We start from the raw sequence: 15,878 nt of genomic DNA on the forward strand, positions 1-15,878 counted from the left end.
GTGACGGCTGCCACAGGCCCGCTCGCCGTCAGAAACACCAGCGCCACATCCGGCCGCCATGCGCCGGTGACAATCGACGCGCGCCTTCGCCTGGCTGTACCCTCACGACGTCGACGACGACCTTGCGCCCATGAGCCTTGCCCCACCGTCCGGTGCCTCCGACGCCCGCGATCCCTCGTCTGCTTCTGCTGAGCAGGCCACGCTGCTGCGGCGCTACCTGGACCAGTGCCAGTCCGACGCCGCCGCCCTGCTGACACAGGTCTGCCGCGAGGCCAGCAGCGAGACCGGCGGCAAAGCCAACCAGCTCTGGCTGACACCGGCGCAGCGCCAGGCCCGTCAAGAGCTGCCGCGCCTGGCCCCGGCCTGGATGGCCCACCTGAGCCGGCCCGTGACGCCCCAGGCCCCGCCGGCCACCGCGCCCATGCCTTTCCTCGCCAGCGGCTTCAACGTGCCCAGCGGCTTGAGCCTGATGTCGGATGACGATGTCGACGAGGACATCGAGTCCACCCGCGTCGTACAGGCCATCGAAGGTGCCGCCGAATGGTCGCTGCGCGACCTGCGCAGCCGGCTGGCCAGCGGTTCGACCTCGGGCCCGCCGCAGGACGATGCGTTCCCGTTGGGGCCGGAGAAGGTGGTGGGGGCGCTGTGCGCGACCTTGCACGAAGCCGGCCTGGACGGCCCGATGCGGCTGGCCGCCCTGCGCTCGGTGGCCGAGCCGCTGGCCCGCGGGCTGGCCGATCTGTACCAGCAGCATGCCGCACTGCTGGGTGAGTGGGGCCTGCAGCCCGCACGCTTCACCATCCGCCGCGAGCCGGCCGCACGCGCTGCCGCTGGTTCGGCGGGCCGCGAGGTCGCGGCCTCTCGTGCGGCAGACGCGGTTGGCGTGGCCACCAACCAGATCCCGGCCCTGCTGGCCCAGGTGGCGGGCGAAGCCGGCCTCAGCAGCGGCATGCAGGCGCTGATGAACCGCTTGGCCGTGCCAGTGGCCCGCAGCGTGGCCGAAGACCAGCGACTGCTCGATTCGGTCGACAACCCGTTGTGGCGCCTGATCGACCGCCTGGCCTCACTCGGCCAACTGGACACCCAAGCCACCCCAGGCAGCCTGCAGTTGCCCCTGCACCTGCGGCTCGAGCCGATCATCGCCCGCCTCGAAGCGGCCGTGCAGCCGATGCCGGTGGAGCGATATTCACAGGCCCTGGCCGAAGCCGAAGCCGAGGCCCACCAGGTGGCCGATGTGCATGGGCACACGGGGGCGACCACGGCCACATCGACTGTCGCTCCCACCACACCACTGAAGCTCAGCACATCGACGGCCCCGCTGCACGCCTCGCCCACCGCGGCCGCCGTCGCGGCGGAGCGCCAACGCCTCGCGCTCGAGCCCATGATGCGGGCGCAGATGGCGGCCCGGCTGCGCGATGACCCGGTGCTGCCGGAGGTGCGTCAGTTCCTGCTCGGGCCGTGGTTGCAGGTGCTGGTCAAGGCGATGGCCGAGCAAGGCGAAGAGGCCCCCTTGACCCAGCGCGTGCTGGGCGCGGTCGAGTCCTTCATCAACGGCGGCAGCTACCGGCGACGCGCGCCGCTGGGCCGCGCCGAAATGGATTGCCTGCGGATGGAGGCCGAAGACGGGCTGCTGCAGGTGGCCCAGATGCCGGGCGACCGGGTGCAGCAGCATGTGCTGGATTTGCGCCGGTCGCTGGCCACCTGGCCACGGCCGGTGCCGGATACCGAGATCAGCGCCCTGCTGGACGAGCCGGAAGAAACACCGGCCATCGACGAACAGGCCGACTGGCCCAGCCACCACGAGCTCGCCACCGTGCCGATCGCCCTGGACGCCCACAATCCGGACGAGCGCTCGATGCGCGACTGCGAGTCCTGGCTGGATGGTTTGGCCACCGGCGACATCTGCCGCATCCAGCGCCAGGGCCAGTGGGCCACCCTGCGCCTGAATTGGCGCAACGACAACGGCACCTACTTCGCTTTCGGCAACTCCACGGGTCTGGCCTTCTGCACCAGCCGGCGGGTGCTGGGCCGGATGCGGCTCGAAGGGTTGGCCACGACGATGGCGCGCGGGCAGTGGCTGCGGCAGGCGGTCGACACCCTGCCGATGGCGCTGGAATGAGCGCCACCCGACAGCCCGCCCCCACCGATACCGCGTCCGACGCCCCCGCCGTGCCGGGCCGGGGTTGGCGCGGACGGCTCGCGATCGACTACCGCCGCGACGGCGAACGCACCATCTCGCACGACGTGCATGAAGGCCCGTTGCGGGTGCTGCAGCGCCTGTATCCCGAAGGCCCTGGCATCTGCCACCACGTGATGGTGCACCCGCCCGGCGGGCTGGTCGGCGGCGACGAGTTGCAGATCGACCTGTCGCTGGCCTCCGGCAGCCACGCCGTGATGACCACCCCCGGCGCCGCCCGCTTCTACCGAAGCGCCGGAGCCCCCGCCACCCAACGCGTGTCGCTGCGGCTGGACGAAGGTGCCCGCCTGGAATGGCTGCCGCTGGAAACCATCGCCTACCGCGGCTGCCTGGCCCACAACCACCTGCAGATGAGCCTGGCGCCCGGCGCCCAGATGATCGGGTGGGACATGCTGGCCCTCGGCCTGCCTGCGGCGGACCAACGTTTTGACAGCGGCGCGATCGAGCAGCGCGTCGAATGGCCCGGTGTCTGGCTGGAGAGAGGCCGGATCGCGGCCGACGACCACGCCTTGATGCGCTCGCCGCTCGGCTTGGCCGGGCAGAGCGTGATCGGCACCTTGTGGTGGGCCAGCGGCACGGCCTTGACCAGCGCCGACCGCGAAGCGTGGCTCGACGCCGCTCGGCAATGCTTCGCCGACCACCCCACGCTCGCAGCCCGAGCTGGCGTCAGCGCCATCGATGGCCGTCTTGTCGTCGCCCGGGTGCTGGCGGACCGGGTCGAACCGGTGTTCGGGTTGTGGCGACAGGTGCGCGACCGCTGGCGCGAGCTGGGCTGGAAGCTGGCCCCCGAGCCGCCACGGATCTGGCGGACTTGAACGCGAATTGAACACCGGGTGAACGCCTGGTGAACGCCCGCCAGCGACCGGTCTGGCGCCCCGGGTGCCACTGGCCCCATATGGTCTCTAATTGGTATTAATACCAAGGCCGCTAGGGCATCGCCCATCTACGAAATCTCACTAAGCTCAATTAGGCTCGCGTCGTTGACCAGCGGATGGTCTGGTACTATACTGGTATCAGACCAATTCACTGAATCTGCTCCCATCAGCAGGAATTCACCCGTGACCCTGAGCTTTCTCATCGGCGTGGACGGCGGCGGCACCGGCACGCGCGCCCGTTTGTGCGACACCCGCGGACAGGTGCTCGGCCAAGGCAATGCCGGGCCGTCCAGCCTGTCGCACGGGGTGCCTGGTGCCTGGCTGCAGATCTTGCAGGCGGTCGAACGGGCCTTCGCCGCCGCGGCCCTGCCCACGCCCCGCTGGCAAGACTGCGCGCTCGGCGCCGGGCTGGCGGGCGTCAATGCCCCCGAGCAGGCGGCCGCCTTTCGGGCCGCAAACCCTGGCTTTTCGACCCTGGTGGTCGACACCGACAGCTTCACCGCCCTGGTGGGCGCCCATGCCGGTGAACCCGGCCTGGTCCTGATTGCAGGCACCGGCAGCGTCGCCGAAGTGTGGCGGCCCGACGGCACGCGGCGCATCGCCGGCGGCTGGGGTTTCCCGATCGGCGACGAAGGCGGTGGCGCCTGGCTCGGCCTCGAGGCCGTCCGCCTCGCCCAGCAGACGATCGATGGCCGGGCCACCCCCGGCCCGCTCTCCGAAGCGGTGTGCCGCGCCACCGGCCACGACGCCGACAGCATGCTCAACTGGTGTGCGCGCGCCAACCAGACCGCCTACGCAGGCCTCGCCCCGCTGGTCTTCGACCATGCCGAAACCGATGCGCAAGCCGCCGCGCTGCTCGACGCCTCGGTGCTCGCACTCGACGCGCTGGTGCATGCGCTCGATCCCCAGGAAAAGCTGCCGGTGGTCTGCAGCGGCAGCGTGGCCAAGCGGCTTCAAAACCGATTGCCCAGCGTTCTGCGACAACGCTGTCGTGAACCCCGCGGGGACGCCGCCGACGGGGCGCTCCACCTGCTGCGTCTGAAGCTGGCGGAGGCCCCATGATCAACGGCTTGCCCTTCGAGCTCAAACCGGACGAACGGACCACCGTCCCGCTGTATGTGCAGCTGTCGCAGAAGATCGCGCAGGCCATCCGTGCCGGTCGCTACCAGGCCGACGAAGCCCTGCCCTCCGAGCGCATGCTGAGCGAATCGCTGGGCCTGTCGCGCGTGACCGCGCGCAAGGCGATCGATCAACTCGTGGGCCAGGGCCTGGTGGTGCGCAAACGCGGCTCGGGCAACTACATCGCGCCGAAGCTGGAGCAACCCTTGACGCGGCTGACGAGCTTCTCCGAAGAACTGCAGCAGCGGGGCTTCCGCCCTTCGTCGCGCTGGCTCAAGCGGGCGCTGACGGCCGTCTCTCCCGACGAGCAGTTGACGCTGGGCTTGTCGACCGGCGCACGCGTGGCCCGGCTGGAGCGACTTCGCCTGGCCGATGACGTGGTCATGGCCTACGAGGTGAGCGTGCTGCCGGAGCAGATCCTGCCCGACCCTGGTGCCGTGGAAGCGTCGCTCTACGCCCACCTTGAACACACTGGCAAAGCGCCGGTGCGCGCCCTGCAGCACCTGCGTGCCCTCAATGCCGATGCCACGCTCGCGCAGCGCCTGAATGTGCCGACCGGCCAGGCCGTGCTGCACATCAGCCGCGTGGGCTACCTCGAGACCGGCCAGCCCGTGGAGTTGACGCAGTCCTACTGCCGCAGCGAGTACTACGGGTTCGTCGCCGAAATGCGCCGGGAACCATGAGCCCCCGAGCTCCCGCCGGTCGCAGCGCCCCGCACGGGCGCTGGCAGCGGACCGACGGAGCCTTACGCCATGCGAACGGCTGGGAGCGTGGCCGCGCCTTCGGAGCGCCACCAACAGGAATGAGATGAGACATTCGATTCAAGGCGCGATCCTCACGCCCTCGGGCTGGCGGCTCGGTGAGTTGCAGCACGAGCACGGCCGCATCGCCGCCATCAACGCAGAGCCGGTCGACGAGGCCACCGCGCGGGCCAGCGGCGCACCGATCGTGCTGCCGGGCTTCATCGACCTGCACGTGCATGGCGGCGGTGGCCACGACACGATGGACGCTGGCGAAGCGGTGAAGCACATCGCCCGCACCCATGCGCGGCACGGCACCACCTCGATGCTGGCCACGACGATGACCGCTCCCGCCGAAGACATCCTTCGCGCCTTCGAGGCCATGGGCGCGGTGTGCCGCGAGCGGCCCTCGCAGGCAACGCGGGTGCTCGGCGTGCACCTGGAAGGGCCGTACATCAACCCGGGCAAGCTGGGCGCCCAGCCAGACTACGCCCGCGAAGCTTCGCTGGACGAAGTGCGCGCGCTGCATGCGCTGGCACCCATCCGCCTGATCACCGTCGCCCCCGAGCTCAAAGGCCACATCGAACTGATCGCCCAGCTGGTGCGTGAGGGCTTCCGCGTGCAACTGGGCCACAGCGCGGGCTGCTACGAAGACGGCGTGGCCGCGCTGAAGGCCGGGGCGGGTGGCTTCACCCACCTCTTCAATGCGATGACCGGCCTGCACCATCGCGACCCCGGCATGACGGGCGCTGCGCTGGCGCACGCCGAATACGCCGAGGTGATCCCCGATCTGCTGCACGTGCACCCGGGCGCCTTGAAGGTCGCGCTGCGATCGATCCCGAAGCTGTACGGCGTCACCGATTCGACCGCTGCCACCGGCATGCCCGATGGCGAGTACCACCTGGGCCGCCACAAGGTCTTCAAGTGCCTGGGCGGCGTGCGGCTGGATGACGGCACGCTCGCCGGCAGCGCGCTCACCATGGACCAGGCCCTGCGCAATTTCGTCAGCCTCGGCCTGTCGGTGGCCGAAGCCTCGGCGCGCACGGCCACCCACGCGGCCGACTACCTCGGCCTGGCCGGGCACGGCCGCCTCACCGTCGGCGCCGCCGCCGACATCGTTGTGTTCGACCCCGCGCTGCAATTGCAACGCGTCGTCATCGAAGGAGAGACCATTGACCACCCGGATGCTTGAGGAAAGCCGCGAGGCCCCCCAGGCCGTCGCTCGCCAGCTGGAAGCCGACGCCGACGCCTATGCCGCTTTGACGCAGGGCCTGCGCGACACCCCGCCGCAAAGCGTGCTGACCGTGGCCCGCGGCAGCTCGGACCACGCGGCCCACTACATGGCCTATCTGGTGATGGCGCGGCTGGGCCGGCTGGTGACCTCGTTGCCGATGTCGGTGGTGACGCTGTACCAATCGCAGATGCGCTGCGAAGGCCTGGTGTCGTTGGCCTTTTCGCAGTCGGGCCAAAGCCCCGACCTGGTCTCGCCGACCCGTTTCTTCCGCAGCGGCGGCGCCCGCACGGTCGCGATCGTCAACCAACCCGACTCTCCGCTGGCCGAAGCGGCGCAGTGGGTGCTGCCATTGCACGCCGGCCCCGAGCGCAGCGTGGCAGCGACCAAGAGCTACATCGCGCAGCTGGTCGCGGGTGCCCGCATCGTGGCCGGCTGGCGTGAAGACCAGGCCCTGCTCGCGGCGCTGCATCAGCTGCCGCTGTCATTGGCCCAGGCGCTCGATTGCGACTGGACGAGCGGCGTCGAAGCCCTGCGCGGCGCCAATCGCCTGTTCGTGATCGGCCGCGGCACGGGCCTCGCGATCGCGATGGAAGCCGCGTTGAAGTTCAAGGAGACCTGCAACATCCAGGCCGAGGCCTTCTCGGGCGCCGAGGTCAAGCATGGCCCGATGGCGCTGGTCGAAGAGGGCTACCCGCTGCTGGTGTTCGCACCCCGCGGCCCCGCCCAGGCTGGCCTGATCGCGCTGGCGGCCGAGATGCGCGAGCGCGGTGCGCGGGTGCTGCTGGCCGCGCCGCTGGGCACGCCGGGCGCCGAGCTGCCGCTCGCCCAGACCGCCCATGAAGACCTGGACCCGATCGCCGCCGTGCAGAGCTTCTACCCCATGGTCGAGGCCCTGGCGCGCGCCCGCGGGCTCGATCCCGATCAGCCGCGGCACCTCGCCAAGGTCACGAAGACACACTGAGGCGGCCCATGGACAAGACCTCGTTCCACGATCAGGCCGCCGTCGCCGGACTGGGCACGCAGCTGCCCGCTTCTCAACAGGCGGGGGGCTGACATGCAAACGCTTCAGCCCGGCCACCTGGTCATGGTGGACATCGAAGGCAAGACGCTGTCGGCCGAGACCGCGGCCTTCTTGCGCGAGCACCACATCCGCGCCGTCTGCCTGTTTCGCAAGAACCTCGGCACCGAGGACGAAGTGCGCCGATTGGTGTCGGACCTGCGCGAGGTGCTGGGCCCGCAGGCCCTGATCGGCATCGACCAGGAGGGCGGATCGGTCGCACGCGCCACTTTCTTGCCGCAGGCACCCGCCGCGATGGCGCTGGGCGCCATCGAGAACACAGCGGAAGCCGAGATGGCGGCCCGGGAGATCGGCGCGGCCGTGGCGCGTGGCCTGCGCGGGCTGGGCATCAACTGGAACTTCGCGCCGGTGCTGGACGTGAACAACAACCCGGCCAACCCGGTGATCGCCGAGCGCAGCTTCGGCGCCGACCCGCACCGCGTCGCTCGCCTGGCGGGCGCCTGGATGGCCGGCTCGCTGGCCGAAGGCGTGGCCTGCTGCGTGAAGCACTTTCCCGGCCATGGCGACACGCACGTCGATTCGCACCACGCCTTGCCCACCGTGGACAAGAGCCTCGATGAGCTCGAAGCGCTGGAGCTGATCCCCTTCCGGGCCTTGAAGGACGACGCGCCGGCGTTGATGACCGCCCACATCGTCTACCCGCAGCTGGACACCGAGCACCCGGCCACCTTGTCGCGCCGCGTGCTCACCGGGCTGCTTCGCGAGGCCATCGGCTACCGCGGCGTGGTGATCAGCGATGCGCTGATGATGAAGGCCATCTACGACCGCTACGGCCACGCCCGTGGCGCGGTGATGACCCTGGCAGCAGGGGCCGACATGGCGCTGGCACAAGGCACGCTGGCGGATCAGCGTGCCGCCATCGAGGCCGTGGGCGCGGCGATCCATGATGGCCGCCTGGACCCGGCGGCGATGCAAGCGTCGCGGCTGCGGCTGGACAGCCTGGCCCGCCGATTCCCGGCCGGTGCCGTGGCCTATCCCGCAGACCGGCGAGCCGATGACGATGTGGTGATGCACGCAGCCTGGGCCCGAGGCCTGTGCGCGCTGGGCGGCGCCACGCCGCCGGGGCGGGACACGCCGTTGCGCGTGCTGACCCAGGCCCGTGTCGACACCGACGGCGTCAGCGAAGCCGGCCTGGCCGCTGAAGAGGTTGAGGCGCTGTTCGCCGGCCACCGCGACATCGAGCTGCTGTGCGTGCCCGATCTGCCTCAGTTCGACCCCAGCACCCTGCCTCGCGACGGCCGCCGAACCGTGCTGGTCTCGAACCACCGCCGGCGCTACGGCGCCGCGATGGCCGGCTGGCGGCCCGATTTGCACCTGTCGCTGTGGAATCCCTTCCAGGTCGCCGACATTGCCGCACCGGCCGTGGTGACCTGGGGCTATGCCGATGGCGCCCTCGCCGCCTTGCGGGCGTGGCTCGAAGGCCAGGCCGGCGCCACCGGCGTCGCCCCCGTGCCCTTGGCGCCGCACGCCTGACGCTGCGCCCGCCCTCCTCGCTGTACCCCCGGAGTTCGAACGTGACCACCGACACCGCCGCCACCGCAGCCCCGAAGCGCTCGCCCATCACCTGGGTGCCCAGCCTGTACTTCGTGCAGGGCCTGCAATTCTTCGTGGTGATGCTGATCGCCGGCCTGATGTTCAAGAACATGGGCGAGCCGAACGACCGCATCGCGCGATGGACGGGCATCCTCGGCCTGGCCTGGGCGTTCAAGCCCTTGTGGAGCCCGTTCCTCGAACTGGCGCGCAGCAAGAAGATGATCGTGGTGGTGATGCAGTTCACCGGCGCTGTCGGCCTCGCGCTGATGGCGCTGGCGATGCAGATGCCGTTCTACTTCGCGGCCTGCATCGGGGTACTGTTCCTGTTGGCCTATGCCTCGGCGACGCACGACATCGCCTGCGACGGCCTCTACATGGCCAGCCTCAGCCCGAAGCTGCAAGCCGCCTATGCCGGGTGGCAAGGCGCTTTCTTCAACGCGTCGAAGTTCCTCACGCTGGGCGGCCTTCTGGTGTTGGCGGGTCACCTCGAGAAGACCATCGGCGTCGCCCCGGCCTGGTCGGCGATCTTCGGCCTGCTGGCCGTCACGCTCGGCCTGCTGGCGGCCTACAACGCCTGGGCCCTGCCCGGCGCACTGAACGTGGGCCATGCCGATCTTTCTGCCAGCAGTGTGGTGAAGACGCTCGGCGAGGTGATCGCCGACTTCCTGCAAAAGCCCGGCATCTGGCTGGCGATCGTCTTCATCGTGCTGTTCCGGTTCGCCGAAGGCCAGGTACAGACGATCGGCCCGCTGTTCCTCATCGAACCCCGAGAGAAGGGCGGGCTCGGCCTCACCACCGAACAGGTGGGCGTGGTGTACGGCAGCGCCGGCACCCTGGCCTTCCTGGTGGGCAGCGTGCTGGGGGGCTACTTCACCGCCTGGCTCGGCCTCAAGCGCGCCATGCCGGTGCTGATCATCGCGATGGCGGTGCCGAACATGACCTTCTACGCCCTGGCCGTGCTGCACCCGAGCGACCTGTCGTTCATCGGCGCGCTGGTGAGCCTGGAGATGTTCGGCTATGGCTTCGGCTTCGTCGGCATGATCCTGTACCTGATGCAGGCGGTGGCACCCGGCAAGTACCAGACCGCCCACTATGCGCTGGGCACCGGCGTGATGCAGCTGGGCTTCATCTTCTCGAAGACGATCAGCGGCGACATCCAGGTCGCCATGGGCTACGAGCGCTTCTTCCTCTGGACGATCCTGTGCGGCGTGCCGGCGCTGGTGCTGATGTTCTTCGTGCGGCTGCCGGGCCGCGACGCCGCGGCATCGGCTGCCACCGGCTCACCCGAGACCGCGGAAGCAGCGGCATGAAGCCGCGCCACGCCGCGGCCCTGGCCGGCCTGGCGCTGTACAGCGTCGGCCTCATCGTGGCGCTGCTGCTGAGCGCCGGCAACGCACTGGCCGAGCAGGCGAGCAAGGCCGATGCCCCGGCTGGACAAGCGCCCCCGGCCGTGCCGCAGCGCTTTTTCGACGACTTCAGCTACGACAGCGCCGAGCAATTGGCCCGCCTCGGCGGTTGGGCCTTGCGCCACGGCCCCGGCTACCCCGGTGTGGAAGGCGCCGCCTGGCGTGCCGATGCGATCGGCCTGGTGGACGACGAGGCCGCCGCCGGCAACCGGCTGCTGCGCCTGACGGCACGCACCGATGGCACCGGCGCCGGCACGGTGCAAGCGCAGCTTTGTCACGCCCGCAAGTACCTCGCCGGCACCTACGCGGCCCGGGTGCGGTTTTCCGACCAGCCCATCTCCGGCGTGGACGGCGATCCGGTCATCCAGACTTTCTACGCGGTGAGCCCGCTGCGTTTCGACTACGACCCCGAGTTCAGCGAAATGGACTGGGAGTACCTGGCCAACGGCGGTTGGGGCAGCGACAAGAGCCGGCTCTACGGCATCACCTGGCAGACGGTGCGGCTCGAACCTTGGCATGCCTTCAACCAGCCGCACGAGGAATTCGGTGCGCTGGGCCATCAGTGGCACACGCTGGTCATGCAGGTGCTGCCGCCGCCCATCGGACGGACGCGGTGGTTCCTCGACGGGCTGCAGATCTCGGAGCACAGCGGCCGCAACCACCCGGTGGTGCCGATGGCGATCAGCTTCAACCTGTGGTTTTCGCCGGGCGGCCTCTTGCCCGCCAGCGCCGAGCCGCGCGTGTACCAGCAGGACGCGGACTGGGTCTTCCACGCCCGCAACGAGGTGCTCTCGCCCGCCGAGGTCGACAACGCGGTGGCCGCCTGGCGGCGCAGCGGCACCCAGCGGCAGGATTCGGTGCCCCCCGCCGAGCCCCCGCTGGCCAGCCCCTGCAACTTCTGATGAACCGACCGCCCTCACCGCGGCTGGACAGCGTGGACGCGCTGCGCGGCCTCACGGTCGCGATGATGATCTTCGTCAACGACCCAGGTGACTGGTCGCACCTGTGGTGGCCGTTCGAACATGCCGAATGGCATGGCTGCACCCCCACCGACCTCATCTTCCCGACCTTTCTGTTCCTCGTGGGCGTGTCGCTCGCGCTGGCCGGTGGCCCCAAGCTGGATGCAGCAGCCGACGTCACCGGACTGCAGCGCGCCTGGTGGTGGCGCAGCCTGCGCATCCTGCTGCTGGGGTGGGGCCTGGCGGCCTTGACCGCGTTCAGCTTCGACCAGCACATGCGCCTGCTCGGGGTGTTGCAGCGCATCGCACTGTGCTTCGGCCTCGTCGGCTGGCTGTATCTGCACACGTCGTCGCGGCAGCGTTGGCTCACGCTGGCCGGGTTGCTGGGCGGCTACGGCCTGCTGCTGGCCCTCGGTGGCGATCTCGGACGAGATGGCAGCCTGCCCTCGCGCGTGGACGTGGCCCTGTTGGGGCCCTGGTCCTACCGCTACGACGCCGCCACCGGCCTGGGCTACGAGCCTGAAGGCCTGCTGAGCACGTTGGGCGCCGCCGCCAGCACGCTGTGGGGCACGCTGTGCGGCGACTGGCTGCGGCGCCGTGAGTCCCGCTCGATCATGGCTGCCGGAGTGACCGCCGCCCTGGCCGGCGTCGCACTCAGCACCTGGCAGCCGATGAACAAGGCGCTGTGGACGCCCGCCTTCGTGCTTTTCACCGGCGGCGTGGCCGCCCTGGCACTGGTGGCGTTGCACACCGCCATCGACCGGCGTGGCGCCCCGCCCATCGGCCGTCGATTCGGCGTCAACGCCATCACCGCCTATGCCGGGAGCATGGTGATGACCTGCGTCATGTATGGGGTGTCTTGGCAAGGCCGATCGCTGCACGAGCACCTGTTCGACGCCGGTTTCAGCTGGATCAGCCCCCTCGGGGGCCCCGAGGCAGCGTCCCATGCATGGGCACTGGTGCAGGTGGGCTTCTGGTGGGGCGTGCTGCGCTGGATGGACGCCCGCCGGATCCGCATCAGCATTTGAAGGGCTGATCGGCCCAAACGCGGTGCCGGCCACCGGCGTGGCTTGGGCGCGTCGTCCAGCCTGCGGTCGTGGGATGGTGCCGGCCGCGGCAGACGGGACATGATCTCTCCCCCGCTGAGCCAGCCCGGCCGGCCAGCCCCTGCAATCTTGAGAATCCGGCGTCCTGAGGCCAGGATCCGCCCGCCTGCGGCCCCATGCATTCCTCTTCCTCCCAGCGCTTCGTTTCGGTCGACGCGCTGCGTGGCCTGACGGTGGCCACGATGATCTTTGTGAACGACCCCGGCGACTGGTCGCACATCTTCGGCCCGTTCGGCCACGCCGCCTGGAACGGCTGCACGCCCACCGATCTCGTCTTTCCCACCTTCCTGTTCATCGTGGGCGTGTCGCTGTCGCTCGCCGGCGGCCCCACGCTGGACCAGCGCGCCGACACGACGGCGCTGCAGCGCAGCTGGTGGTGGCGCTCGCTGCGCATCGTGGCGCTGGGATGGCTGCTGGCGGCCATCGCGGTGTGGTCGCTGCCGGCCTCACCGAACGATCCGGTGCCCTGGCGGCCCATGGGCATCCTGCCGCGCATCGGGCTGTGCTTCGGCCTCGGCGGTTGGCTGTATCTGCACCTGGCGGCGCGCACACGCTGGCTGGTGTACGCCGGCTTGCTCACGGTGTATGGGGGCCTGCTGCTGTGGTGGGGCGATCTCACCCGAGACCACAGCCTGCCGTCGCGGGTGGATGCGCTGCTGCTCGGCCACTTCGCGCAGCACTACGACCCGGCCACCGGCCTCGGCTTCGACCCGGAAGGCTTTCTCAGCACCCTCGGAGCCTTGAGCAACACGGTGCTGGGCACGCTGTGCGGCGATTGGCTGCGCCGCCGCCGGGTGGCGCCCATCGTGCAGGTGGGCCTGGGCCTGGCCGTGACGGGCCTGGTGCTGCACTGGGCGCTGATGCCGATGAACAAATCGATCTGGACACCGCCCTTCGCGTTGTTCTCAGGCGGCTTTTCGGCCTTGGCGCTGGCGCTGGTGCACACGCTGGTCGATCGATACGGCGTGCCCCCTTTGGGCCGCCGCTTCGGCGTCAACGCCATCACGGCCTACACCGGCGGCATCCTGATGGTCTGCCTGCTCGATGGCACGCCGCTGCATGCCTGGCTGTACGGCCACCTGTTCGACTCGCTCATCCCGGCACTCGGTGCCAAGGTCGTCTCACACCTGTACGCGCTGTCCGAGGTGCTGTTCTGGTGGCTGGTGATGTGGTGGATGGACAGCCGCCGCATCAGACTGAGCATCTGAGGCGGCGGTGTTTGACGGGCCGAGCCGATCGCTCGGCTCAGCCCGCTCAGGGCTGTGCGGTGGTGCGGCGCTCGGCGAAATCGGCCCACAGGCCGGCCAGCGTCACCAGGGCCGGGTCGCCCTTCACCTGCGACAAGGTCTGCCGCGCTTCGGCCGCCTGGCCGGCCAAGGCCAGCGCCATGCCGTGGTGCAGCCGGGCCTCGTCGATGCGGGTGAGCCCGCCGCGCTGCAAGCCTTGAGCGATCAAGGGCAGTCCGGTGTCTGTCTGCCCCTCGGTGACCCAGGCCCAGCCCAGCGACACCAGGCCCTGGCCATCACGAGCCTGGCGTGCGGCAGCTTCATCGCGCGCACGGTTGCGACGGTCCGCCTCGGCCTGGCGCTGCGCCAACAACCGTTGCTTGGCCAGCTCGGCCTTTTGGGCTTCGGTCACGCCGGGTGCGGCCAGCGCCTCGTCCAGGACCTTCACCGCCTCACCCGGGAAGCCGGCTTGCTGCGCCTGCGCCGCCAGGCTCAAGGCATGGTCGGCACCGCTCAAGGCACCAGCCGCCCGCAGCAGACGCTGCACATCCAGCAACTGACGCTCGGGCCACGTGCTCGGCTCGCCGAGTTCGCGCTGCACCAGTTCCGCCCAGATGGCAGGCTGCGGGTACTGGATGGCCATCTTGCGCAGGGTCTGGCGATAGCCGGCGTCATCGTTGAGCTGCCTTTGCGAGCCGGCCAGCAGCTTCCACGTGGTCAACGAGGTGGGGCGTGACGCCGCCGCATCGGCCTGCGTGCTGGCGACCAGCAAGGTGCGGGCGGAGGCGTAGTCCTTCGCGAAATAGGAGGCGGGCGCCCGCAGGGCCAGCACGTCGGCATCGGTGCCGCCGGCCTCGGCATACCGCTGCAGCCATTTCGCGGAGGCGACGTAGTCCTTCGCGCGGTACAGGGTCTGCCCCAGCGAGGCCATGATCTGCCACTGCTCGGCCGGCGCCAGGCGCTGCGTGGCCAGCACGGCTTCGAAGGCAGCCTGGGCCCGCGTCAGATCGTTCTCCTGCATGGCGGCTGCGGCTCGAAGGCGTTGCAGCATGTAGGCCTCGTAGCCGTTCAAGGGGCCCATCGATTCCACCGCCTGCAGCTTGGCTGTCGCCGCGGCGCCCTGGCCACTGTTGACCAGTGCCTGGGCATCGCTGAGCACAGCGCCGATGGCCGGCCGCGCCGACTCGGCCGCCGCAGCGGGTTGAGGATCGGCCGCGTGCAGCGACGCGCCGCAACTGAGTGCCACCGCGCAAACCAGCCGGGCCAGCACAGAGGCTGAAGGAAGAGAAGAACGGGAAAGGGCAGACACGGAAGACATGGCGTGTGAAGAAGCCGTGAAGGGTGGAAACGAAGGCGCCAAACAGATACCAGTAAGATACCACTTTTCGACAAGAAACAGTCTTTACCTCTGCAAAAGTGGTAACACAGTGGCATGCAATCTTGAGCAGCGCGCTGTCGGTAGAACTACCCCACACAGGCGGTAGTTCGCCGTCTTGCCCGAGTATGACGGGCCCTCGTCCAATCGGCCGATGAACCACCTCGGGAGGCCGGCTTCGCGCCGGGTGATTGCGCTGGATGTCGGCGGCACGCACAGCCGCGTCGCGCTCATCGAAGACGGGCGCATCATCGAACGTGCCCAACGCAGCACACCCGCACGCCATGGCCCACCCGCGGTGGTCGCCGCGCTGGATGAATTGCTCGCGCCCTGGCGAGCCGAGCCGTCCTTGCCGATTGGCGTGGCGATCGCTGGCGTGGTCGCGGGCCCCGGTGTCACCGCCCACGCGGGGCTGCCCGGGTGGAACGCCTATCCGCTGGCCGCTCGGCTGGGTGAGTTGCACCAGCGGCCGGTGCACGTGATCAACGACGCACGCGCGGCCGCGTGGGGCGAGTATTGCCACGGCGCCGGTCGCGGCTGCAGCGAGTTCTGTTTCGTCACCGTCTCCACCGGCGTGGGGGCCGGTCTGGTGCTGGACGGGCGCCTGCACCGAGCCCGCAACGGGCTGGAAGCCGAGCTCGGCGAGACGCTGACCACCGACGGCCGGCCGATGGAAGACCTGGCCTCGGGCACCGCGCTGGACAGGGCGGCCCGCGAGATGGGCCTGGCGAACGCGAGCGCGCTGTGCGATGCCGCCGACAACGGCCACCCTGCTGCCGCCGCGGCATTGCAACAAGCGGTGTCCATCCTGGCTGCCAAACTGGCCGATCTGACCGTGCTGCTGGGCATCACCCGCAGCGCCATCGGCGGCGGGCTCGGGCTGCGGCCGGGCTATCTCGATCGGCTGCAGCAAGCGATGCAAACGCTTCCACCCCTGTGTCGACACGAATTGGTTCCGGCCGCGCTCGGCGCCGATGCCGGCCTGCTGGGCGTGGCCGCCTGGCTGGCGCGGGCCTGAGCACCCGTGATG

General features: G+C 69.9%; 13 protein-coding genes. 12 read left to right on the top strand and 1 reads right to left on the bottom strand.

The features are described 5' to 3' along the window. Positions 1-130 precede the first annotated feature (130 nt). The 11 genes from AACH06_RS22585 (at position 131) to AACH06_RS22635 (ending at position 13,455) form a co-directional block, all read left to right on the top strand. Complete coding sequence (locus AACH06_RS22585) at positions 131-2,119, top strand: DUF1631 family protein (protein ID WP_341428043.1); 1,989 nt, start codon at positions 131-133, stop codon at positions 2,117-2,119. Beyond that, positions 2,116-3,012: an urease accessory protein UreD gene (locus AACH06_RS22590; RefSeq protein ID WP_341428044.1), complete on the top strand. Its 897-nt coding sequence runs from the start codon at positions 2,116-2,118 to the stop codon at positions 3,010-3,012. Before AACH06_RS22585 ends, AACH06_RS22590 begins: the two co-directional genes overlap by 4 nt. Positions 3,013-3,255: 243 nt before the next feature. Further along, the gene (locus AACH06_RS22595) at positions 3,256-4,134 is read left to right on the top strand and encodes a glucosamine kinase nucleotide-binding domain-containing protein (RefSeq protein WP_341428045.1); all 879 of its coding nucleotides are present in this window, start codon (positions 3,256-3,258) and stop codon (positions 4,132-4,134) included. Further along, positions 4,131-4,874: a GntR family transcriptional regulator gene (locus AACH06_RS22600; RefSeq protein ID WP_341428046.1), complete on the top strand. Its 744-nt coding sequence runs from the start codon at positions 4,131-4,133 to the stop codon at positions 4,872-4,874. Before AACH06_RS22595 ends, AACH06_RS22600 begins: the two co-directional genes overlap by 4 nt. Before the next feature lie 124 nt (positions 4,875-4,998). Continuing rightward, a complete protein-coding gene (nagA, locus tag AACH06_RS22605; protein ID WP_341428047.1) occupies positions 4,999-6,123 on the top strand; it encodes an N-acetylglucosamine-6-phosphate deacetylase in 1,125 nt (374 codons plus the stop codon). Then, the gene (locus AACH06_RS22610) at positions 6,104-7,126 is read left to right on the top strand and encodes an SIS domain-containing protein (RefSeq protein WP_341428048.1); all 1,023 of its coding nucleotides are present in this window, start codon (positions 6,104-6,106) and stop codon (positions 7,124-7,126) included. The genes nagA and AACH06_RS22610 overlap by 20 nt, the downstream gene beginning before the upstream one ends. Before the next feature lie 93 nt (positions 7,127-7,219). Then, complete coding sequence (nagZ, locus tag AACH06_RS22615; RefSeq protein WP_341428049.1) at positions 7,220-8,716, top strand: beta-N-acetylhexosaminidase; 1,497 nt, start codon at positions 7,220-7,222, stop codon at positions 8,714-8,716. A gap of 41 nt (positions 8,717-8,757) precedes the next feature. Continuing rightward, positions 8,758-10,086, top strand: coding sequence for an MFS transporter (locus AACH06_RS22620; RefSeq protein ID WP_341428050.1), 1,329 nt, complete (start codon positions 8,758-8,760; stop codon positions 10,084-10,086). Beyond that, positions 10,083-11,084: a glycoside hydrolase family 16 protein gene (locus AACH06_RS22625; RefSeq protein ID WP_341428051.1), complete on the top strand. Its 1,002-nt coding sequence runs from the start codon at positions 10,083-10,085 to the stop codon at positions 11,082-11,084. The genes AACH06_RS22620 and AACH06_RS22625 overlap by 4 nt, the downstream gene beginning before the upstream one ends. Beyond that, positions 11,084-12,169: an acyltransferase family protein gene (locus tag AACH06_RS22630; protein ID WP_341428052.1), complete on the top strand. Its 1,086-nt coding sequence runs from the start codon at positions 11,084-11,086 to the stop codon at positions 12,167-12,169. Before AACH06_RS22625 ends, AACH06_RS22630 begins: the two co-directional genes overlap by 1 nt. Positions 12,170-12,363: 194 nt before the next feature. Next, the gene (locus tag AACH06_RS22635; protein ID WP_341428053.1) at positions 12,364-13,455 is read left to right on the top strand and encodes an acyltransferase family protein; all 1,092 of its coding nucleotides are present in this window, start codon (positions 12,364-12,366) and stop codon (positions 13,453-13,455) included. Positions 13,456-13,501: 46 nt separating this feature from the next. Here AACH06_RS22635 and AACH06_RS22640 read toward each other — a convergent pair whose 3' ends face one another. Further along, positions 13,502-14,791, bottom strand: coding sequence for a tetratricopeptide repeat protein (locus tag AACH06_RS22640; RefSeq protein WP_341428054.1), 1,290 nt, complete (start codon positions 14,789-14,791; stop codon positions 13,502-13,504). A 211-nt stretch (positions 14,792-15,002) separates the two neighbouring features. On the opposite strand from AACH06_RS22640, the gene AACH06_RS22645 reads away from it, so the two are divergent. Continuing rightward, positions 15,003-15,866 (top strand): ROK family protein, encoded by an 864-nt coding sequence (locus AACH06_RS22645; RefSeq protein WP_341428055.1) that lies wholly within the window; start codon positions 15,003-15,005, stop codon positions 15,864-15,866. The last annotated feature ends 12 nt before the right edge of the window (positions 15,867-15,878 follow it).

The sequence above is a fragment of the Ideonella lacteola genome, assembly GCF_038066555.1.
Lineage (GTDB): Bacteria > Pseudomonadota > Gammaproteobacteria > Burkholderiales > Burkholderiaceae_C > Ideonella > Ideonella lacteola.